Below are 22,056 nucleotides of genomic sequence, written 5' to 3'. Positions count from 1 at the left end.
CAGAAACTACTTTCTGGCAGCCAGCAAATCTGAAGCCGAACGTACTGCTTTGCCGGGCTCCACTTTGTGACCCAGTTCGATCAAAGTTGCTTCCAGTGATGCCAGTGTCATCAAAACATCGCGCTCGAAAACGTAGCCCATGTGTCCGATGCGAAAAATTTTGCCTTTCAGCTCTTCCTGTCCATCAGCGACGAGTATCTTGTAACGCTCTTTCAGCTTTTTGCGAATCGCATCGACAGTCAGGTCTGCCGGCGGTTTGATTGAGGTAATGGTAGGAGAGGCCGCCTCTTCGTCAACTACGAGCTCCAGCCCCATCGCCTGCAAACCAGCTCGCAATGATTGTTTCAGACGCATGTGACGAGCAAAGATGGACTCTGTGCCTTCCTCGCGCATCATCTTCAAAGCCGTTGCCAAGCCGCAGAAGAGCGAAACATTAGGCGTGTACGGCGTTGTATTCGCGTCGAGCGATTTTTTGTACTTCTTCAAATCGAAGTAGAAACTTTTGCTCTGACAATTCGCCTTGGCTTCCCAGGCGCGTTTGCCAAAGAAGATGATGCCCAGACCGGGAGGCAGCATCAAAGCTTTCTGGCTGCCTGTGACAACCACGTCAACATCCCAGGCATCAATCGGTAAATCAACCGCTCCGAAACTGGTGACGGCATCGACTACCGAAAGCGCAGAATGTTTTTTGGCAGCAGCAGCAAGAGCCTGCAGATCGTTTATGACGCCGGTAGATGTTTCGTTATGAGTTATCGTCACGGCCTTGAACTTGGGCTGAGCAGAAGCCAACTTCGCTTCCACTGCTTTGGGATCGATTGCTTTGCCGGGCTCGACTGTCATACGCTCCACTTCAGCACCGAATGCTTCCGCAACTTTCGCCCAGCGCTCGCCGAATACACCGCAGATCAGACTGAGAACTCTGTCTCCAGGGCTTATCGTGTTGGAGACAGCCGCTTCCATGCCACCAGTGCCAGAGGCGGTAAGGACAAAGACGTCATTTTCAGTCTTTCCCAACCACTTCAAATCTTGAATGACATCCTGCACGACCTTGGAAAATTCCGGGGTGCGGTGTCCGATCGGGTGGCGCGCCACCGACTCCAGCACAGCATCCGGCACAGGTGTCGGGCCGGGAATCATCAAGAACTCACGTGGTTGAATAGGCATGGTAATCGCTCCAAAAGAGGCGATTAGGATAGACCGTTCGGTTCTATGATGTCAAAGTTTTGACCTTCACGTCGTTCATGAAAAACGCAAACGTCAGTAATGATGTCGTTTTCGACTGTAACAAGTGCTTGTTGTATTTGCGGATAGCAGTCTTGCCAGGTTGAGCAACGGATATTGTCGCAGTTGAAGTAACCGATACTTTTGATGTTGCCGTCAGCCGGACGCACAGAGGGACGGCATTTACTGCCGTCCCAATTGAGCTTGTCGCCAATTTTGTAGTTCTTGTTCTCGATCGCACCGACCTGAAAACCAACACCAGAAGTCACTTTCACTTTACAGAAAGGACATTCTAAATCGCTGTAGACAGTGTTGAACGACAATCGAGATTCCTTAGAACAACTGCCTACTTAGCGATCACGAGGCTTTTTGTTTGACCGACGTTTCGGCTGCTTGGGTTTTGAAAAGACTTGGGGGCATTGGCTGATTTGCGTACCTCGTCCAGTCTTTGTTCGGCCAATTTATCTGCAGCCTGATGTGGCAGGATACCTTCTGAGGATGCGCGATTGAGAATGTCTTCGATCGTTTGATAGATCTTGGAGACTTTCTGATTGACCAGCTCAGGATTATATCCATCCAGTTCTGCGGCGACATTAATCAAACCGCCGGCGTTGATGGCGTAATCAGGAGCATAGACGATGCCCTTTGCCTGCAATGCGGCTCCATCAGAGTCGGTCTCTAACTGGTTGTTAGCAGAACCGGCAACGATTTTGCACTTCAATTGAGGAATGGTGCGATTGTTGAGAATGGCACCGAGAGCGCATGGAGCGAAAACATCGCATTCGACACTGTAGATTTCATCTGGCGAAACAACTTCTGCGCCAAATTCCTGCACTATGCGCTCTACAGATTTCGGATAAATGTCTGTGATGATGAGCTTGGCACCAGCAGCAGAGAGATAGCTGCAGAGGTGATAGCCGACGTTTCCTACACCTTGAACAGCAACCTTCAGCCCTTCCAGACTGCCGCCGCCCAATCCGACATGTTTGAGAGCAGCTTTCATGCCCTGGAAGACACCAAACGCGGTCATGACAGATGGATCGCCGCTGCCGCCTTCATTGCTGCCGCCTACTGCATGCTTAGTGAAATTGCGAATCAAATCAATGTCTTTGACGCTCATGCCTACATCTTCAGCCGTGATGTAGCGTCCGCCCACAGACTCAACTGCTCTGCCGAATGCAGCCATCATTTCATCAGTCTTCTGTGTTCTCGCATCGCCGATGATCACAGCCTTGCCGCCACCCAGGTTGAGACCGGCAACTGCAGCCTTGTAGGTCATACCGCGCGACAGACGAAGAACATCGCGTAATGCAGCAGCTTCGTCAGCGTAATTCCACATACGACAGCCGCCCAGGGCTGGTCCAAGAACAGTGCTGTGGATTCCGATGATAGCTTTCAATCCAGATTCCTTATCATGGAAGAAAACGACCTGTTCGTGTCCGTAGCTCTCCAGATCGTTGAAGATTCCCACCATTTGGAGTTCTCCTTAATGAAAAGTGTTGCGCGGCTTCAGCCCACATGTTTGTACTATTGTTTTCGTTTTTGCTTGCCAATAATCAGATTTTCGCAATTATCTGAGCCCTCTATGGCAAGACTGACAATACATCCGGGTCTTTCAAGTACTTTTGAATTATTTTTGAGATTTGTTAGAGGAATACAAGAATTCCCTCGTCATTCAAAGCTCGATCAGACTGGGAAGGTTATTTCGATAAAAGCACCTGCTGGCGACAGATCCCGGTCAAGCAATCGTTGACGCAGCTCAGTCAACTGCACCGTTTAGAGAAACTCTGCGGCCGGTTTTTCCAATTTTGCAGCATGCCGGCCAGTCCATTAACACCTAGCGCACCCAAACTTTTTGGAAATAGCAGTTTCAATCGTTTACTTCTCATTGTTTGCTCATCAAATCGGCCCGCATAGTGAAAATGCAACTTGCCCGTTAGCCCTTTCGTTCCGAGAGACTCCTCACCCCTACGAGCCCTCGCCCAACGTTTTCGCAGATTTCACTCGCCAGAGCGCGAGTCGACTGAGACATCTCTCGAAACCGGGCCGATCACACTTTCAGCGGGTATGCTCGACACGAGAATCAATCAACCTGACCGGTCACGTCGTAGAAAGGCGACCAACGTGAACCTGCAAGCCAAGCAAGAGTACTGCGCCAACGCACATGGCGACCAGAAGTACGGCAACACCGCCACCGATGACGGTGGCATGGACGGCTACCACCCCTACTCCGTGCACCTGGCCGAGACTGCTGCCGTCGCGCGCCGATTCGGTGTTCGCAACCTGGCCATCCTGACGGCGTGCTGGGGGCACGACATGCTGGAAGACACCGACAAGACGATCGAAGACCTGCTCAAGGCGGGATTCAACCCGTACGAGGTGGCTCTGATCTGGGCCTGCACCGACGGCGATGCAGACACACGCGCCGAGCGCAAGTTCCAGGCCTACCGCAAGATCCGCATGGTCTACGGCGCCGTCATCGTCAAGCTCTGCGATCGCATCGCCAACGTCGAGCACGCTGCGGTCTCCGGCTATCAGCGCAAGTACGAGCTCTACCGCGACGAGATGCCGGAGTTCGAGTGGTCGCTGCGCGACCTGCAGACGGAAGACGAGACGGTGCGCCACCTCTGGAAGCACCTGAACTGGCTCTTCTCGGTGGAAGCGCGCGACAAGCTGTGGGCGACCAGGAAGTGCTGCGGCAACGCCGCCCAGCAGTAGCACACTCTCCCATCTGAATGGCACGCACCAGCCATCCTATATCAAAGCAAAAGCAATAGCACGACGACATCGAAAGGCAAAATGTGGAAGAGTCGACGGGCTCGAGGATTCGCGTCTGCATCATCCTCGACACACCCAACCTCTCAACAGGTGTAGCCACAGCTGGACTTCCGGCGCGCATGGTGACACTGGCAGAATCCCTGAGGGCAGCCGGAGCCAATGTCTCGTTTGTTCTGGGCGACCGCGGTATGACGGTCAGCGCAGCTAAGCAGTGGCACTTCGAGGGCGTGCTGGTGAATCCGGACCTGCTCTACGGACCGGCTCAGAATCTCGTTCCAGCTCTGCGCAAGTTGAACCCGGACTTGATCATCATCGCCGACCCGCAAGTGGTGGCGCTGAACGGCAGGCACTGGGCAGAGCAAGCAGGCGCCCGCCTCATCTACGAGGCACACGACGATGAAGCGCAACTGGCAAGAGACGCCGGTCATGACGACGACATCGTCTCCACACAGGCGGACTGGCAACGCAGTGCCGCCCTCAGCGCTGATTTCGTCACCGTGCTCACCGAGCGCGAGGCGCAGACGATGCGGCGTTACGGAGTGGACGAGAAGCGGCTGTTGATCGCTCCAATCGGAATCAATTTCGCCGAACGCAACGCCTGGGGGGCTCGCCCCGAGTCGAAGCAACTGCTCATGATCGGAAATCTCTTCTACCACCCGAACACTCAGGCGGCCTGGTTCCTGGTCGAGCTGATCGGCGACCTGCGACGACGTGGGCACGAGATCTCGGCGCTCATCGTCGGACGAGGGCCAGACGAGCTGATCAACTGTCAGGCAGAGGGTGTCGAATTCACCGGACTGGTGCGCGACCTCAACACTGTGACGGCCAACATCGCACTGGCTGTGGCACCGCTTCTCGTGGGCAGTGGACAGAAGAAGAAGCTGCTCGATTACCAGGCCGCCGGACTGCCGGTGCTTGCCACCACGGAAGCCACCAACGGTTACATCGAAGGCGCTCCCGGAGTGGTGGTCAATGACAACCTCGACACCTGGGCAGACGAAGTGCTGCGCTTGCTGTCGAACCAGGAGCATCTGACGCAGCTGGGCCAGGCTGGTCGTGATGCGATCAGGCAGCACTTCGATGCGGCAGTAATCGCACGGAAGGCTCTCGACTGCTACCGCAGGTGGCTGACCATGCCAAGCGCAGGCACCGTGATCAAGCCGCCGGGCGTCGACTGCGACGAACCCAGGTGGCTGTCGGAACATGCCAGGCAGCTGGGATTGGGCGACCCGGTTCTGACCGCGACCTGCGACTCGATAGAACTGCCTATGCAGTAAACCCACGCAGCGGTTTGTCTTGGAAGTGACATTGAACGATTATGCCAAGAAACGGCATGAACGCAGTGTGAATACTTCCTGGACTAATGTGCAGCAAGGAGACGAGAGAAAAGATGACCATCAAATGAACGAATACTGCTTCATCATCGTCAAACCCGGCGGCGTCAGGCGCGGGCACGTTGGCGATATCATCAGCCGCCTCGAACAAGAAGGCTTCCAGCTGCTGGCTCTCAAGCACCTCACTCTGACGCGCCGCCAGGTCACCTCGCACTACTGGCGGTGGCAACGAGAAGCGTGGTTCGACGGATTGCTGGACCACATGACCTCGGGACCATCGGTTGCGATCGCCGCCCTGGGCGACGCGCAGAGGCTCGAGGAGCTGGCCGGAACAACCGTGCCCATCGAGGCTGAGCCCGGCACCTGGAGGCGACTCTACGGCGTCAGCATCACCGACAACGCAGTGCACACGTCATCGCCGGGAGAAGGCGAAATCGAGCTGCGGCGTTTCTTTCAGATCCGCGAGCGTTACACACTGGGCATGAGAGCCTGGTGGCGGCGCAGCGCGTAACCAGGTCAAGACAGACAAGAGAAGACGAAAGAGAAGAGGAAACACGATGAAAGAGCTGGCGTTCTCGTACGTCAAGCCGGGAGCGGTTCGCCGTGGACAGATCGCAGATGTGGTGAAGTTCTACCACGAGGCGGGCTTCAGCTTCGTGGCGAGCAAGCGAGTGCAGCTGACCAGGGAGCAGGTGAAAGAGCACTACCACATGTGGCGCGACCAGGAATGGTTCGACCTGATCGTCGAGTTCATGGTCTCGGGCCCGGTGCAGGCGCTGATTCTCGTTCGCGAGGACGGCTGCGCCCTGATCACCTCGATGGCGGGTTACGCCGACCCTGCCAAGGCTAAGCCCGGCACGATTCAACACGCGCTCGGGGTGACGATCAGGGACAACGCCGTGCACACGAGCGACGACCCGGCCTGCGCCTGGCGCGAGCTGTCGATCGTCTTCAGCTTCCGCGAGCGCTGGCAGCTCGGGCTGTACCGACCGGGCTTGCAGTGGAAGCGCTGGAGGGCTCACTTCAGCAAGGCGCACCGGCAGGACCAGCAGGTGAGGACCTCGTTCCCGACCAGCTGAGCTGACACCTTGCGAGAAGGAGAAGTGCCTGGAGGGCACTTCTCCTTCTCGTATGGCACACAAACAAATGCGGATCGGCAGGCCGTCTCTGTTACGACTAAAAAACAGCTTTATTACTATACCCTTTAGTTGTATAAAAAATGCAGAGTGTTAAGCCAGAAGATGACCAGACATTTTTCGGCAACAATTCAAATCTAGTATCAACACACGAACCAAAAGTTCAGCAGAAAAAAAAACTACGACCAAACGTCTGAGACGGCTGCTCAAGAGCATTCTTGCGCAGCACTACAGTGGTGCATTGAGCAGGAGAAATTAAGTGTCATCCTATTTTCAATTCCAGGCAACAAACTTGATCTCGGCTATGGCAACTTGCATCGCGCCTTCAGCTCACGGGCAACAACAAAATGACACATTGCATAATTTCGCTCCCAATCAAACTGATGCTGCACAGAGCAGCAGAATTCAACTGCCGGAGGTAGAAAATCGGCCTGATCACAAATCAATTCGCGACTTCGGCAAATTCGTAGCACAACTCGAATCACCCTCAGCATCAGCTTTCGAGCACTGCGATTTGCATAGAACCCGGCTCGCTCTGAGCGAACGAAGCCTGACGTACGCAGACTTCCGTCACGCTGTAGATCACCAAATTGATCACGCCTCGTCAATTTGGCAAAACAACTAATCAACAAAAGAGGACGATTCTAATGGGCAATCCAAGCCGAGTCAGCTTAACCGAACGCACAACTACTCAGCCGGTCGCTGCCGATATACAGTCGGATCCTGAAGACCGGCTGCGCAGTGAAGTCTTCACGCCGCAAGACCGGAAGGCAATGTCGACGCCAGAGCTGATGAAAAAGCTCGACGACATAATCAGCAATTTGGAGAAAGCGAGCAACTACGTTGCCGGCGGTGACATGGCAGCCGCGACACGCGCCTATTCAACTGCCATTCGCAGTGCCGAGACGGTAGATCAAGTAGCAGTCGCTCGTGAAAGACGCAACATTAAAGAAGCATTGAAGGATGCAGATCTTTCTCCTCAAGAACGTAAAGAACTGCTTCAGCGAGATGCCGACTTGCACGTCCTGGAGCGAAGCCGCGGCTTTAGCCTGGCTAACTATGCACTGGTACTGATTCGACACGGCGATCAATTCAACGGTGCAAAATTGCTCGTCCGTGCACAAGAACTTGATCCTGAAATGAATTCGGATCTAAATTTCAAAAGGCACTTAAAGGAAGCCTTCGAAGACGGGGAAAATTCAAAGCGTGTACGCACGGCAAAGCCAAGTGACGAGCTTCCGTCAGGTTTTCCGCAACCTACGATACCGGAGGACATGCAACTTGCTCTCTATAAACCCGGTCAGCCAGCTAAACCGGCACAGCCTGGCCTTGCCCCACAGACGTTTGCTCCTCAGCAACCACAGACATTTGCTCCTCAGCAACCACAGACGTTTGCTCCTCAGCAACCACAGACATTTGCTCCTCAGCAACAATTTGTACCGCCACGTCCCGGACAGCCGGCTCCTCAACAACCGACCTATGCGGCGCCATACGACGTACAGCCCCTGCAGCGCCAACCCGGCGGACCCACCTATGAGGCCCCCATCGCCACCACTCCTGGTGACATGACGGCGGGTAGATTCTCGAAGCTGGACGCACAAAATCACACGCCTATCGAAGTGGCAGCTCTGCTCTTCGCCAAAGTTGTAAACGCCAAGGCTATGAGTCCCGAGGTTTTCCAACAATTCCTGCAGACTATCGACAACGCTGACTCTGGCATGTCTCCACGCATCCAACCGTACATTCAGAAACAACACGAAGCCCTGAAGGCAATCGCTACATTCGCCACTGCCAACCCACAAATCGTAAACGCGATCGCGGCGCTTGACCAATCTGCTGTGGCACTCATGGAACGCATGCCAAAAGAGCAACAGATGGCCGCAGCACAATTGTTTAGCCAGATTGACCGAGTCGGCACTGCGCAGGAACGCGCTAATGCTCAGGCCCAACTTATTGCTTTGAATCCTGAATTCAAACAGCTTTTGCAACAGCGCGATCAAATTATGGGACCGCAATTACTGCAGCTTATTTTCAACAACGCGCAACTGCAAACTGCAATTGAAAAGCAATTCCAGAATAAAGACAACCAGGCAGAATTCAATCAAGCCGCCGTGACCAGATTTACCTTTGCTCTGGCTCTGGAGAAAGCTGGAAGAATTGAAGAAGCAAAAACGATGATGGCAGAGGCAATGGCTCTGAACAACAGTCGTGACGCGGCCCAAAATGCTTACTGGCAAAAAACCGCAGAGCGTTTTGGCCTCACCGCATCAACGCCGACCGACACAGTACATCCACTGAAAGATACTAAACAACCGGTTCTCAATCCAAACGGAAGTGCCGAAGAACAAATTTTCTTCCAGCTGGATAAGTTTAAAGAAGCAATTGCGCGTGGTGGTAATCCGTCCACCGTATTCAGTCAAATGAAGCCAGATTTCGAAAAGGCTATTTCAAAAGCAGATGCCGAATTCGAAACCACAATGAAAAAAATTCCGGCGCTGGAAAAACTCTCGGCGGAATTGAACGCACAATTGACTCCAGAAAAAATAGCCAAAGCACAGGAATTCGGACGAGCAATAATCGAAGAGAAGGAGAAGATGACGGCGCCCGTTCTGGAGGCGGCGAGAAAATTCCAGGACCCTGCGTTGCCAGACTCCGAGCGCGCAGCTCTGCGCCAATATCTCACTCAAACTGCACCGAGATTTGTCTCACTCAACGACCAATTTGAAAGTTTGACCAGCAAGGAGTTTCTGGTCAAATTCAACCAGACCTTGAAGGACGAGCAAGAGATGGTCGCTGCCACCAAAGGCAGATTCATGTCGCGCTTCTTCACTGCACTGTGCGCAGAACAAGCAGGCGACATGAGCACTGCCGCGACAAAATTTGTCGAGGGGATGGCCGCCATTCCAGCGACCTATCAAAAGGCGTTTTTTAGCAACAAAGAAGTAGAAGCTCTGGCGCAAAAAATTGGCTTCAACGCAAATCAATTGCCGATCGCTGCGGACGCTCTACTCCTGCGCAGTGACCCTCCGCGTGAAACCTCGAAAACAAACAGAGAAACCATTGCTGGTGTCAGTGATGAGAATCAGGGCTACAGGCCGGAACAGGTTATCAATCAAGCCAAGCAAATGTTGCGCACAGAGGGCATGACAGCTGCAACAAAGAAACAGTTCGAAGACGGCATTAGAATAGCCGATTCGCTCTACACCGAGAAAGACACGGCTGATGCAACGAAGCTAGTCTCGTGGTTGAAATCAGGCAAGAAAGACAACGGTCAGGCCCTGACCGTGCCTGAAAGAGAAGAGATACACGCTCTTCTGAACAACACCTTTGCCAGAGCGACGATTGGCATCCAACTGCGCGCGCAATATGCACAATTGCTGACGGAATACAAACAGTTCGATTCTGCTCAAAAGATGTATCTCGAGCGCATCAAGCTGTCCGATCAATTGCCGCTGCAGCTTTTCCGCGATGAACTCGAACAGCTCTCCGTTGACATGCGCAACCCGAACATCAAGCGCATGAATCAAGCAGATCTCGGTGTCATGTTTGAACAAATCGCCGGTTCGACAAGTTCAAAAGATGATGGTTTGCTCTACATGCCGATTTCCAGTCGCAAGACTGCTGCATGCTTTTACATGAGCGGACGCGATCCGGAAACACCGGGAATCTTCAAGCCAGATCAAGCGATCATGATGATCAACGACACCCGGGCTGCTGAGTTGCGCCTCTACAATATCGACTTGACCAAAAATCCAAAAGCAGACCCGCAATTGCTATCCATGGCGAAAGACTTCTCTCAATTCGCCTCGGAGAAATTGAAGGAAGATAAGAAACAATGGGACACATACTGGTCTAACGGCATAATTGATGCCACCGCCGGTGTTGTGGCCGTGACCGTCGCATCTTATCTAGCATCACTGGCCTTGAGAAGACCTATCTTCAAATTTGCCCTGACAGCTGAAAAGGCGGCAATAACGGCGGAAGGAGCCGCTCTAGCAACACAAAGAACACTTTCACTGGGTGGCAAAGTCGCCATCGGCACCACTGCCTTTGGCAGTGCAGTCGGCACCCGTGCGCTATTGCATCACCAGGCCACTGGCGAAACTGAAGACTTCAGTACGAGTCTCATTCACGCCACCGCAGGTGTTGCGGGGATAGGCGGCATCTATGCTACTCGCGGCGCAGTCAACAGATTCCTCTTCCGTGGTGCCACCGAGGAAGGTGCGCTCCTGCGTGTAGTGGAAACGCACGGCAAAGTCGCAGAAGGCGCTGCAGCAGGCAGCGGAAAAATTCTCAAAGTCGAGCAGCTGAGCGAATTTTATGCCAGAGCCAACATTCGTCTTCCAAAAGAAACAGTCGAATGGATGGCCAAAAACAAAGACCTGGTCGTCGCGACAGGCCGAACTGTAGATGCAGCAGTCTTCGCCAATTGCAAGCTCGGACTGAACGCGGCCCAGTCTGCCACCCTGGCACGACATCTGGCACCGCTGGCACCGCTAGCCGAGGCAACAGCAGAAGGAACCGCCGCAGCATCGACCCCATTTTTGACCAGACTCGGTCAAAACACCATGGGCGGTATCAAAAACGTCGTCAACCCGTTCACGAAATTAGACCTTGCTACCGCCAGTACAGGTCAACTCGCCGTGCGCAGCATGTACGGCAATTGGGCTTCAGCTAGCGGTGGTCTGTTTGCCCTCGAGTCTGTTCGTTCACTCGACAGAGACATCAATCCAGCTACAGGTCAAAAGTACTCCTATGCGGAGTCATTGATGCGAGCCAACTATCAGAGCCTTGAAAATAACACGTTGACCAGGGGCTTTTTACTGGGCAATGGCGCTCTGATCTTTGGTGGCATGCCGGTCGGTTCTCTGCCACTGAATTTCTACGCGAAAGAAGCCAGTCTCTTTGGAAGAGTCAAGGGCATGGCAACAGCGCCTCTAAAAACCAACGGATTTGGTGCCACACTGAGAGGAGCCAGCATCACGGAAAAAGGCTGGCAAGCCGGACATCTAGGCTTCATGAGCTTCGTCTACGACTACGATGCACTCCAGAAGTTGATGGTCGGTCGTGCTCAATCAGCGGAAAGAGGAAGATTACTCGAACAAAATGGACGTCCTGTAGAGAACCTCGAGCCCCCCAAGCCGAAGGGTCTGGAAGTGCCGAAGCTTGGGTCGGGAGATGGTCCAGCGAAAGGCAGCGCACCGCCACCCCCGACATTCGAGGGACCCGTGCCGTTGCAAGACGAGACACCTCCGAAGCCACCGGCCAAGCCAATTGACCTGAATGAGGGCGCTCCCAAGTTTTAACACCTGCCTCTTGCCGATTGAGAATGCCACCGCTCCTCCTGGAATGGTGGCATTTTGACGTCCGTCCTAGGAAGTGGTAACCGTGGCGCTTCAGTCACGACAAATGTTGGAAAAAATCATGACCTTATACGATACGCTATAGTATATAGGGGGTTTGAGAAAAGCAGGAGGGCCGAAGCCCACCTACCTTCCTCACGGTCTTTCAACCGTTGCTCTCCGCTGCGCGCCGATATCGGTTTACCAGAACGGCAGCCGATACCGGTTTACAGCAAACAGCGATTACTCCTCACCGTAGAACTTCACCGCCGCAGCACGAGCTCTGGCCACCTTCTCGGGCGACGCATTGAACGTGTTCACGGCAGTGAAAGCGATGCGCTTGAAGTCGGGCAGACGGAACGCATGCTTGCTGTGCCAGAGCAGAGCGTAGTCCTGGCTGGCATCGACGATGCCGAGCGGGTCGAGACCATCAGGACCGAGTGTGATCGGCTTGCCCTCGGCGAAGAGCTGACCGATGCTGTGATTGTCCACCGAGCCGATTTCGGGCAGCAGATACAGGTTGGAGCTGACGCAGATGGAACGCGGGCGATCGCTGACCAGGTCATTGATGCCGTGACCGAGGAAGACCGAGAAGAACATCGCCTTCCCGCCCTTCAGGTCCGCCGTGAAACCGCGCGAAGCGATGAGACGACGCACCTCGACTTCAGCCGCTTCGAAACGGGGCTTCTCCGCCTCGCTGAAGCTGCCGAAGATGGTCTCGAGTCCTTCCACCAGGCCGACATCGCCATCAGCCCGACGAGCGAGCCCAGCCATGTTGCGGGCGAGCTTCTGAAGAAGCGCCTCGACCTGGTCGAGCATCTGCCGGTCCGAGTCGCCGACCGCCACGGTCTCGCCCATGTGCGTGTCGATGACGAGCGGACGCCCCAGGGCCAGACGTACGGTCCAGGCACGAACGGCGTCGATGAGATACCAGCGATAGTCTTCCCGGGAATGGAAAGAGGTCTCGTCGGCAGCGAAGTCCATGTAGCCGACGCTGTCCGTGAAACGGATGCAGAGGTCAGCCACCTTCTCCGCCCGGTCGTGCAAGACAGGGACGCGCGCCTCGTGACGGAGAGCGCACAGCTCGAGCACCATCGGGAAGGGTGCCCTGTCGCACTCCTCGGCGATGACGCGCACGACGTCGTCACCACTCAGTCCTTCGGCAGTGTGGTAGAGCGGGGCGCCGCGCCACACCATGCCCTGGACGTTCTCGGCGACGGCACGGGCGATGCGCTGACGGGTGAAAAGCCGCAGCTCCTCTTCCGTCTGCATGACTGCGACGTTGTTGTCGGCGATGATCTTGACGTAATCGCCCAGGTTGACCTTGCCAGGCTCCTGGACGATGAACCGCCGATACCGAGCCAGTGCCACCTGGAAGTTGGGGTTCAGACAGACAGCCCGCATCAACGCGTCGCCGGTGAGAGACCGATCCACCTCGACGGCGCGCAGGTGCTTGACGACGTCCTTGGGAAGAACATCGAACTTGCCGCGCAGGAAGAGCAGAGCGAGCACCGTCTCGGCGTTGTTGTCGCAATCCCAGTGGTCATGCGTGATGAACTTCGCGAGCAGACGGAAGGCACGGTCGCCGTAGACGCTGACGAGCAGCGGAAAGATGGCTCGGAACAGCCGCGGATGCGCGTTTCGAACGTAATTCAGAAGTTGATTCATAAGCTTCTCCTATTCCAGGTCTGAGCCTGGTTTTCTAGTGTTGTTGGAGGAAAAATGCGTCTTGTCTGAGTTGGACAATGCGCGGAAACGAGACGCAAAGCGCCTCAGGCTGCCCGATTCGACACCGGGCAGCCGGGCTTGAGAAACTACGCAAGCGCGGTCAGGAAGTTCTGGAGCGCACCTACGAACGCCGGACCATCAGCCTCGACCAGGTCGGTGTGACCGGAGTTGGGCAGATGAACCAGTTGCTTGGAGCCACTGGCGCCGTCGAAGATGAGGCGCGAGTGATGGACGGGGATGACTTCATCGTGAACCCCGTGGATAACCAGCAGGGGCGGGTGATTTTTGGTCACCGCCCTGGCGTTATCCAGCTTCGGACGAGGGAACAGCCAACTCGGGTAGACCCTGAGCGCAGCGAACATGTCTTTGCCGATGCGCTCGAGCGATGCGAAGCCAGACTGGAGTACGAGTCCGGCAGCCTTGCGGCGTTCAGAAACGTAGGCAGCAACCCCGGCACCGAGCGACTCACCGTAGATGATGATGTCCTCTGGTTCATAGCCGAGCTGCTCGACCACGTAGTCATACGCGGTCAGACCGTCTTCGCATATACCGACCACGGAAGGCTCTCCTGGCGTGTCGCCGAAGCCGCGGTACTCGTAAGAGAAAACCGAAGCACCAGCCGCCAACATCACCTTCGCGTAGTTCAGCGCCTTACCCAGGTCACTGCTGCGACCCTGGTTGTAAATGAAAACCTTCTTGCTGGTCGGATGCTTGTATAACCAGCCTCGAAGAGGAGTGCCGTCCTTCGCCTGGAAGTCGATGGGCGAAGTTTCCACCTCGTCGTACTGGCGAACCAGGTCCATCGAGCCGCGCACACCGTTGCTCTTGAAGAGCTTGGAGTGATACAGCCTGGTGGCGAAACGAGGTGAGAGGGCAATCCAGAGAACAAGGTCAGCCAGAGCGAAGCCGGCCATGAGCTTGGTGGACTTTTTCATGATAGTTACCCCTGGAGGGCGCAACGATGCGCGTCCTCGTCTAGGGCACCACGGGCGGTGTGTTGGAGAACTGTCGCCTGAGCGATAGCTAGTTCTTCAGCTCTCTGCGAGGGTGCGGATGGTTAGAAGCGGTGGGGCAGCGGAGTGCTGATCCCCATGCGGTCGGAAACGGTGATGCCGTTGACACGGTCGAACTCGCGGCGCATGGCGATGAGCTCGGTGTCAGCGGCTTCGGGCGCGTACCACTTGCCGGTAGTCAGGCACAGCACGCTGCCGTCGGCGTAGATGCGGCCAGTGCCCTCACCGCTGGGGGAAGGGATTTCGCGGCCGGTCGATTCGGGAGCGCCCAGGATCTGGAGCGGTTGTACGATTTTCATAATTTCACTTTCGTTTGTGACACGAGCACGGAACGCACCTCATCAAAGCGAACCGCCTGCGTCGGATTGAAAACAAAATGGCTAACATTGCTCCAAGCACCGAGCGACCGGAGTGCGCATCGATGTGACTGACAGACGGCAACACACACACGCTTGATGAATGCGCAGGTGACGGTGTCGTGCTAGGCAGGGACTACTTGGTTTGCTGTTAAGCCGGGTAGAACAAGAAAACGGGATGAGACCCTGACCCTAGAGCAAGACTCTTGACAAAGGCAACATCCTGAGAACGAATGATAAGTTGCTGGAGAAACCTGTGCAGCGAGGATCTAGAGGCTCTATAATTTCTTCTTCGCGCGGCACGCCTGACTTAAAGACTTAAAGCATGTCTTTAATTACCAGTCATGATCCGAAAAAGTAATGAGATAAGAAGTTAGCGCGGCTGACGTAGCCACCGACGACCTGCGAGGTCGTCTCTGCAGAAAAGCTTGTCAAGCGGACAGCCTTAACATCAGGGTTTTTCAGGTGGCTCAGATAGCCTGGAAGGCGTTAAACTTACATCCAGTTACAAGCAGAGGTTGATGAGAGATGGCAATTGGCGGTCGCGCCGGCGAAGTATTTACCGAAATCAATGTCACTCCGCTCACCGACGTGTTTCTGGTGCTGCTCGTAATCATGATCTTGATTGCACCACTGGTAAACACCACTGTTTTGAAAGTTGAACCGCCCAAGCGTGGTGGCTCACCCAGCCCACCCAGCAAGGGACCGAAAATAGACGTAACAGTAACAGCCAGCGGTCAGATCATGCTGAACGGAAAACCCGTCAATCCGCCCGATACAACCGGTGTCGCAGCAGCGATCAAGGCCGAACAAACCACCGCAGGGCAAACCGATATTCCTCTCAATCTTCAGTCTGAAGGCGACGCTTTGCAAAAGTATGTCGTTGCTGTTATGGACGCGGCAGCTGGATGCGGCATCAAACAGTTGAATGTCCTTCCGCTCAAGAACTAGTCTGCACCTGACTGCAATTAGAAGACGCAGCTAATATGTGACCCAGAAAAGGTTTGCAAGTGCAGAGCATGCTATCATCGCTCAACCCTTGATTTCTCGGGCGTAGCGGGTAATTGCGATGCTGTTCAACAGCTTTACATATCTAGTTTTTCTGCCGATCGTTGTCTTGCTTTACTGGGTGCTGCCGGAAAAATTCCGCCGCACACTACTTTTGGTGGCAAGCTACATTTTCTACATGAACTGGATGCCGGCTTACGGCTTGCTGATATTGGCTCTCACACTGGTCAATTACGCAATCGGCATTGCCATCGACAAACACCGTGAAAAAGGAAAATCTCTTTTGACGGCGGGTCTGGTTTTCAACCTCGGATGCCTTTGCTTCTTTAAGTACGCAAATTTTCTGGTCGATTCAGTGGTGCAATCCGTCAATTGGATCACTCACACAGCAGGCGCTCAGGCTGCCACTCTCCAGAGCCCTGCTTTGAAGATCATTTTGCCGCTCGGCATTTCATTTTTCACTTTTGAATTCATTCATTACATTACAGATATCTATCGCGGCCACAAACCAGTAAAAAACATTCGCGACTTCGCTCTTTTTGCAGCCTTCTTTCCTTCGCAAATCGCAGGACCAATCAAGCGTTTTCAGGATTTTATCCACCAGCTCGATGAAAAAATCGTCTTCAAATTTCAAAATTTCTACGACGGATTATTCCTCATCTTTCAGGGACTCTTCAAAAAAATTGTACTGGGAGACAATCTGGGAGCCGTTGTGAATGCGGGTTTCAGTCACATCGACAAACTTGGCATGCTGGATGCATGGATCGCCGTTGCTGGATTTACGTTTCAAATCTTTTTCGACTTCGCCGGTTACACAGATATAGGAAGAGGCTCCGCGCTTCTCTTTGGCTACAAGGTTCCAGAGAATTTCAACTTACCGTTTCTGGCGGCCAACTTGACTGACTTCTGGAGACGCTGGCACATGTCTCTCTCCACATGGCTACGTGACTACCTTTTCATCCCACTAGGCGGTTCTCGTGGAAGCGCATGGAAAGTGCGAAGAAACGTATTCATTACGATGGTGCTGGGTGGATTATGGCACGGTGCAGCCTGGCACTACGTGATCTGGGGGGCGTTTCACGGCATGGGACTGGTGCTATCGAAAGAGTGGCACGATCTGGTTTCCAAAATTCCTGCGCTGACCAAGTTGCGCCCAACGCCCATCTGGCACTGCGCCGGCATAGCTTTCACAATCTTCTTTCTGTTCCAGGCTGGAATTCTATTTAGAGCCGATGGACTGCCTCAAGCATTCGCCATAGCGCAGAAGATGTACATTCCAGCAGCATCCGGCATAGTCGTCGACAGCTTCCTCTCATCATGCTTACCCCTGGCACTTTCGCTTTACTGGTGCTTCCTTCTAATCAAAGCCTTCTTTGAAAAGAGCAGCAATAAATATGCCGCCGCCGTCCTGCACTGGTGGCTAAACTCGGCTCCAGCTCAAACAGTTGCCTATTTAAGCATCGCAATTGTAATTTTGGGATTTGCACCCATGCAAGTTGCTCCCTTTATATACTTCCAATTCTGATGACACCACTTATGACACCACAGCAAGTAAAGACAGAATCAGAAACGCAGGACATCACACTGCCTCCAGGCGCTCCAAAAGCCAAGAAACGATGGCTTCTCCGCACTGGCGAGTTCATCATCTTGTTAATTCTGGCGGTTCTTGTTTTAGAAACATTTTTCAAATTTGCAGGAATCGGGGAACAAGAATTTCTCCAACCCGACAAACAGCTCGGCTCGAAGCACATTCCGGGCAAACTTGTCACATGGCGCATGGAAGGCTATTCGCACGACAAACTCAGCTCATCAGGATTGCGCGACAGCGAGCACCAGATAAGCAAATCACCTGGCGTGAGAAGGATCGCATTGCTTGGTGATTCATCGACCGAAGGCATGCAAGTTCCTCTCAACGAAACCTACGGCAAAGTCGTAGAGAGGCTCTTGAACGAGGGCGGACAAAAGTACGAAGTTATAAATTTCGCCTGTTCGGGCTACTCGACAGGACAGCAGCTGTTGCAGTACGAGCGCGACGTGCGCCAATACCACCCCGACATCGTTCTCTTGCTCTACAACAGAGGCGATTCAGTCGAAAACATTTTTACGCCGGGACCAACGGTGCTTTCTCAACCAAGACCGTACTTTTACCTCGACGCAAACAATCAGTTACAGATGGATCCAAGCGTGCTTGAAGCCTGCAGCAGCAAGCTAAAACCTCATCCTTTCTGGGACTACCTGAAAGAGAACAGTCGCATTTACGGAGTTATCTCGGCGACGGGTTTAGTGTTGAGCATCAACGAACACAATTACAGGAAGTGGATGGGCTGGTTAACCAATCTAACCAACGCGTTTGTGAAGAATGACAGACCATCGACATGGACAGTACCTTATGCCAAACAAAACCCGGACAATGTTACCGAAGCCCTGCTCACCAGAATAAACAAGGAAATCACCGCAGACGGTGGCAAGTTCGCCTTGATTATCTTTCCTAACGTTGTTCAGGATCCTGACTTACAACGGCAGCAAAGTTTATTCGAGCTCCTGGCTCATCGTCAAAACTTTGCATTTCTCGATCTGACCCGACCATTTTTCGATGCTGATTTCCATTCATACTTCCTGGAGTACCACTTCTCATCCAGGGGTCATGCTTTCGTTGCCCAGCAACTAGAACCACTAATCGAAAAACTATCGGCTCGACACGACCTGGACGCTACACAAAATGGAGAAGCTCCGGTGAATCAACAAGACCGTCGCAATTAGGCGGAGCGGTTCTGCCCGCGCTCAATATCATCAACTCTTTTTTCAAGTTTCAAAATGCGGACGTCCAATCTCGTCGAATTACGCTCGGAAGCTATCAAGAATTCCGCAATGCCATCGAGCTTTCCGCAAACCTCATGGGAAAAACTATCAAAATTGGCTTCAAGCCGATCCAATCGCTGAACCGCCGTGCCCAGCAGCTCGACAGTCGCATCCAAGCGATTGACTGCTAGGTCTATACGCTCATTGGTTTGGTCCAGTCGCTCAATGCTTTGATCCAATCGCCCGTTGGTCTGATCTATTCGCGCATTGGTCTGGTCTATTCGCGCATTGGTCTGGTCTATTCGCTCAATGCTTTGGTCCAATCGCGCGTTGGTCTGATCTATTCGCGCATTGGTCTGGTCTATTCGCTCAATGCTTTGGTCCAATCGCGCGTTGGTCTGGTCCAGTCGCGCGTTGGTCTGGTCCAGTCGCGCATTGGTCTGGTCCTGTCGCTCAATGCTCTGGTCCTGTCGCTCAATGCTCTGGTCCAGTCGCACATTGGTCTGGTCTAGTCGTCCATTCGTTTGGTCAATGCGCGAATTCGTTTCGTCAATACGCGAATTCGTTTCGTCAATACGTGAGGCAACCAACTCAAATCCAGATCTAAGCTCAAATCTGAGCATTGAAATCAACTCTTCAACTGGCTCTGGCATCGCAGTTTCCTCCGTATTAACCACAATAAGTAATACGTCAGAATCCTGTCAATAGTTCAATTCTTCAGAGTCATCAATGAACGTCAGGACTGGAGCGGTTCTGCACAAAAAGATGTAAGCGTTTCATCATCACATTCATAAGCAATCGAAATCGGATTGCAGCACACTTCGCAATCCTCGACATAAGATTGGCTGCCTGAGCTAAAGTCCAGCAGCATCGAAATTTGCTGCCAGCAATATGGGCACGCGAAAAAGTGCTCTTCAAGCATAAAACTCTAGGCTTCTACTAAGCCTCAGGCAACCTTGTAGTCTGGGTGCCAGGGTTCTAGTTTCGGCTTAGCCTGCTGTCCGAATAATTTATCCTCAGCCTTTCTTTCAGCCATCAAGCGAATTTCGTCTTTCGGATAAAGGCTGGCCGTCTGTTCAATACCTTTGTTGAGCGTAGCCGCAAGTGCGACATCACTAGTTTTTGACTTAGGGTCTTCAACCGGTTTCTGATCCATTCTGAAGACAGTTCGACTACCAAAAGTCGCAGCACGAGCTTCATCGAATGCCTCAGGAAAAGCATTTACACCCTTGGTGAACGACTCCATCACCCCATCACGTGGGGCTGACGGCTTATCAAATATTCCCGGTTTGTTTTGGGCGGTCATGATTGGTAAGAATGAGATCTGAAGGGATACGTCGAGATAGGTCAAATATACTCTACCCCGAGGGAATGTCAAGCATTTTTTATAAGAGATTTTTCCGGCGCCTGTGGGTGTTCTGGCAATATTTCGGCTAGTTTGCGGCAGATTAAACTTCCGTCCTTCGCCTCTACTATTATTTCGACCTGGTCCCCAAACTCAGACATGAATTGGCGACAAAGCCCACAGGGCCAGCAATCGCCCCCACGTGGACTGTAAACGGCAACCGTTTTAAATTGTCTCGCGCCTTCCGAAATCGCCTTGGCGAAAGCAGTGCGTTCTGCACAAATCGACACATTGAAACTGCGGTTTTCTATGTTGCAGCCAGTGTAGAGACTTCCGTCGCCAGTAAGCACCGCTGCGCCAACAGGGAAATCAGAATATGGAGAATAAGTCTTCAGTGCTGCTTCTCTGGCAACCGAAATAAGTTCGCGGCAAAATCGCTCTTTCTGTTCGTCCATGGCAGATCATCCTACAAACAATAACGAATAACGGTCCAGCTGATTAATAAATCGACCGACCAACAGGTGACAAGCTTAGCAGTACAGTCAAAACGGTTCGTTAGATGGCGCTTTGCCGGAAGGACCTGTGGGCATCTGAGTGTTCGTCGCCCCAGGCATCGAATTGCCGGGCATCTGCGTGTTCATCGCCCCAGGCATCGAACTGCCAGGCATTTGCATGTTCATCACTCCAGGCATGGGCGCAGGTCCAAGGTCTGGTCCATTAGCGTTGAAATTTGGTGCCATCGGCATGCCACCAGGCGCGCGACCAGCATTCGGATCGAGCGGTTGAACATTGAGCGCGCTGGATGGGTCTTGCCCTTGCTGAGACATCTTCTTGCTTGACGCCAGATCACCTCGGCGCAGCCTCTGTCCCTTCTGTTTCAGATTGACATTATGTTGTTGCAGCTGAGTATCAGCAGCGACAGAAGGCAGTACCTTCATCTCCTGCAGATCCTTAATGCACTGAGATTGCACGTCCGGATTATTGCCGGAGTTGGCGAGCGTATAACGGTACTGAGCGATTGCCTCATTAATTTGGCAATTAGCTCTGAAAGCTTGAGCCAGAGCCAGATGCGCCTCAATGTCCTCTGGATTTTCGCCCAGATGTTCACTCAAACAGCCTATGCCTTCACGAAATCTGCCATGGTTGAGATGATCCATCGCCAGTCCTTTGCGCTGCATCTGCGCTCTTCCCATATCTTCCAGACTTGGCGGCGGCAGCGGGTCTCCTTTGTAATTGATAGCGATTCGATTGACCTGAAATGTATTTGGTTTCTGAGTAAAACTAATCACCGTATTTGGTGCAAAAGAATATTCTTCGGTGGGAGCGCTGCTCTGGTCGAAATACTTACGCGGTGATTTACCGAACTTACTCTCCACCTTTTGCAAATCAAGATCCAAATCATCAGTGTGGAACAACAACGTAGATTCAGTAACAATGCCTGGCTGAGCCTCCTCTTGCACCAGTTCATACTTGACGCCGCGACGATTAGGACGATACCACACGTAGTGCTTAGTCGTATTGAATCGATTAGCAGGGGAATCTTCAGGTCGACCAAAAAAATAGTGCAAATAGCGAATACAGAGCAACTCCGGCTGATGCGCAAGCTTGTTTACCAGCTCTTCAGCTTCGGCAGTATCGATCTTATCTGGTTGCGCATTCGAACTTTTTGCCACGGCGCTGCTGTTCGAAACTGCTCCAATCGCCAATGTCAGAGCAGCAACAATATGGCAGAAATTTCTTTTGATAAACATCGAGTCAACTAACACCATTATCGCCGAATTATACTGTACCTAATGACATCCAGGCAAGGCAGCTTGTCCCCTGAAAGCCTACATCGAAACCGCGTTAGCGCAACCAAATGAGCTGTGACATTACGCCGAAAACCAGAGAACAACTGCGCCAGAAGCAACGAAATTGCCGTCTGTTATGCCCAGACGACACCAGAAGCCGCTTGTCAACCGGGTTTCGATTGACATGCCAACAGCTTTAAGCTTAG

The 22,056-nt window shown here is 53.1% G+C and carries 20 protein-coding genes; 9 read left to right on the top strand and 11 right to left on the bottom strand.

Annotated elements, in window-relative coordinates; all coding sequences use genetic code 11:
- Positions 1-6: 6 nt before the first annotated feature.
- The 3 genes from EKK48_09745 to EKK48_09735 are packed head-to-tail and all read right to left on the bottom strand — an operon-like array spanning position 7 to position 2,692.
- On the bottom strand, positions 7-1,158 hold the full coding sequence (locus EKK48_09745; protein ID RTL43240.1) for an alanine--glyoxylate aminotransferase family protein: 1,152 nt from the start codon (positions 1,156-1,158) through the stop codon (positions 7-9).
- Between the two features lie 29 nt (positions 1,159-1,187).
- Positions 1,188-1,544: a hypothetical protein gene (locus EKK48_09740; GenBank protein RTL43168.1), complete on the bottom strand. Its 357-nt coding sequence runs from the start codon at positions 1,542-1,544 to the stop codon at positions 1,188-1,190.
- Between the two features lie 23 nt (positions 1,545-1,567).
- Positions 1,568-2,692 (bottom strand): Glu/Leu/Phe/Val dehydrogenase, encoded by a 1,125-nt coding sequence (locus EKK48_09735; GenBank protein ID RTL43239.1) that lies wholly within the window; start codon positions 2,690-2,692, stop codon positions 1,568-1,570.
- 596 nt (positions 2,693-3,288) lie between these two features.
- On the opposite strand from EKK48_09735, the gene EKK48_09730 reads away from it, so the two are divergent.
- The 6 genes from EKK48_09730 to EKK48_09705 all read left to right on the top strand — a co-directional run bounded on the left by EKK48_09730 (position 3,289) and on the right by EKK48_09705 (position 11,775).
- Entirely contained in the window at positions 3,289-3,939 is a 651-nt protein-coding gene (locus EKK48_09730) for an HD domain-containing protein (GenBank protein ID RTL43167.1), read from the top strand.
- A gap of 179 nt (positions 3,940-4,118) precedes the next feature.
- Positions 4,119-5,276, top strand: a complete 1,158-nt coding sequence (locus tag EKK48_09725; protein RTL43166.1) for a glycosyltransferase — start codon at positions 4,119-4,121, stop codon at positions 5,274-5,276.
- A 31-nt stretch (positions 5,277-5,307) separates the two neighbouring features.
- Complete coding sequence (locus tag EKK48_09720) at positions 5,308-5,844, top strand: nucleoside-diphosphate kinase (GenBank protein RTL43165.1); 537 nt, start codon at positions 5,308-5,310, stop codon at positions 5,842-5,844.
- Positions 5,845-5,890: 46 nt separating this feature from the next.
- Complete coding sequence (locus EKK48_09715; GenBank protein ID RTL43164.1) at positions 5,891-6,412, top strand: nucleoside-diphosphate kinase; 522 nt, start codon at positions 5,891-5,893, stop codon at positions 6,410-6,412.
- A gap of 316 nt (positions 6,413-6,728) precedes the next feature.
- Positions 6,729-7,094 (top strand): hypothetical protein, encoded by a 366-nt coding sequence (locus EKK48_09710; protein RTL43163.1) that lies wholly within the window; start codon positions 6,729-6,731, stop codon positions 7,092-7,094.
- A 22-nt stretch (positions 7,095-7,116) separates the two neighbouring features.
- On the top strand, positions 7,117-11,775 hold the full coding sequence (locus EKK48_09705; GenBank protein RTL43162.1) for a hypothetical protein: 4,659 nt from the start codon (positions 7,117-7,119) through the stop codon (positions 11,773-11,775).
- A gap of 279 nt (positions 11,776-12,054) precedes the next feature.
- Here EKK48_09705 and EKK48_09700 read toward each other — a convergent pair whose 3' ends face one another.
- The 3 genes from EKK48_09700 to EKK48_09690 form a co-directional block, all read right to left on the bottom strand.
- The gene (locus EKK48_09700; GenBank protein ID RTL43161.1) at positions 12,055-13,479 is read right to left on the bottom strand and encodes a hypothetical protein; all 1,425 of its coding nucleotides are present in this window, start codon (positions 13,477-13,479) and stop codon (positions 12,055-12,057) included.
- Positions 13,480-13,625: 146 nt separating this feature from the next.
- On the bottom strand, positions 13,626-14,498 hold the full coding sequence (locus tag EKK48_09695; protein RTL43160.1) for an alpha/beta hydrolase: 873 nt from the start codon (positions 14,496-14,498) through the stop codon (positions 13,626-13,628).
- A 98-nt stretch (positions 14,499-14,596) separates the two neighbouring features.
- On the bottom strand, positions 14,597-14,851 hold the full coding sequence (locus EKK48_09690) for a hypothetical protein (GenBank protein RTL43159.1): 255 nt from the start codon (positions 14,849-14,851) through the stop codon (positions 14,597-14,599).
- 585 nt (positions 14,852-15,436) lie between these two features.
- Here EKK48_09690 and EKK48_09685 point away from each other — a divergent pair.
- The 3 genes from EKK48_09685 to EKK48_09675 all read left to right on the top strand — a co-directional run bounded on the left by EKK48_09685 (position 15,437) and on the right by EKK48_09675 (position 18,676).
- Positions 15,437-15,859 carry a biopolymer transporter ExbD gene (locus EKK48_09685; GenBank protein ID RTL43158.1) on the top strand — a complete coding sequence of 141 codons (423 nt, stop codon included), beginning with the start codon at positions 15,437-15,439 and terminating at the stop codon, positions 15,857-15,859.
- 118 nt (positions 15,860-15,977) lie between these two features.
- On the top strand, positions 15,978-17,441 hold the full coding sequence (locus tag EKK48_09680; GenBank protein ID RTL43157.1) for an MBOAT family protein: 1,464 nt from the start codon (positions 15,978-15,980) through the stop codon (positions 17,439-17,441).
- Positions 17,441-18,676, top strand: coding sequence for an SGNH/GDSL hydrolase family protein (locus tag EKK48_09675; GenBank protein ID RTL43156.1), 1,236 nt, complete (start codon positions 17,441-17,443; stop codon positions 18,674-18,676). The genes EKK48_09680 and EKK48_09675 overlap by 1 nt, the downstream gene beginning before the upstream one ends.
- Here the strand turns inward: EKK48_09675 and EKK48_09670 are convergent.
- From EKK48_09670 to EKK48_09650, 5 genes are all read right to left on the bottom strand, one after another.
- Entirely contained in the window at positions 18,673-19,368 is a 696-nt protein-coding gene (locus EKK48_09670) for a hypothetical protein (protein ID RTL43155.1), read from the bottom strand. The genes EKK48_09675 and EKK48_09670 overlap by 4 nt on opposite strands.
- Positions 19,369-19,451: 83 nt before the next feature.
- Positions 19,452-19,637 carry a CPXCG motif-containing cysteine-rich protein gene (locus EKK48_09665; protein ID RTL43154.1) on the bottom strand — a complete coding sequence of 62 codons (186 nt, stop codon included), beginning with the start codon at positions 19,635-19,637 and terminating at the stop codon, positions 19,452-19,454.
- Between the two features lie 24 nt (positions 19,638-19,661).
- Entirely contained in the window at positions 19,662-20,066 is a 405-nt protein-coding gene (locus EKK48_09660; GenBank protein ID RTL43153.1) for a hypothetical protein, read from the bottom strand.
- A 23-nt stretch (positions 20,067-20,089) separates the two neighbouring features.
- Positions 20,090-20,515 (bottom strand): cytidine deaminase, encoded by a 426-nt coding sequence (locus EKK48_09655; GenBank protein RTL43152.1) that lies wholly within the window; start codon positions 20,513-20,515, stop codon positions 20,090-20,092.
- Between the two features lie 87 nt (positions 20,516-20,602).
- Complete coding sequence (locus tag EKK48_09650) at positions 20,603-21,733, bottom strand: tetratricopeptide repeat protein (protein ID RTL43151.1); 1,131 nt, start codon at positions 21,731-21,733, stop codon at positions 20,603-20,605.
- Positions 21,734-22,056 lie beyond the last annotated feature (323 nt).

Source organism: Candidatus Melainabacteria bacterium (assembly GCA_003963305.1).
GTDB lineage: Bacteria > Cyanobacteriota > Vampirovibrionia > Obscuribacterales > Obscuribacteraceae > PALSA-1081.
This window is presented reverse-complemented; position numbering and strand designations above follow the sequence as displayed.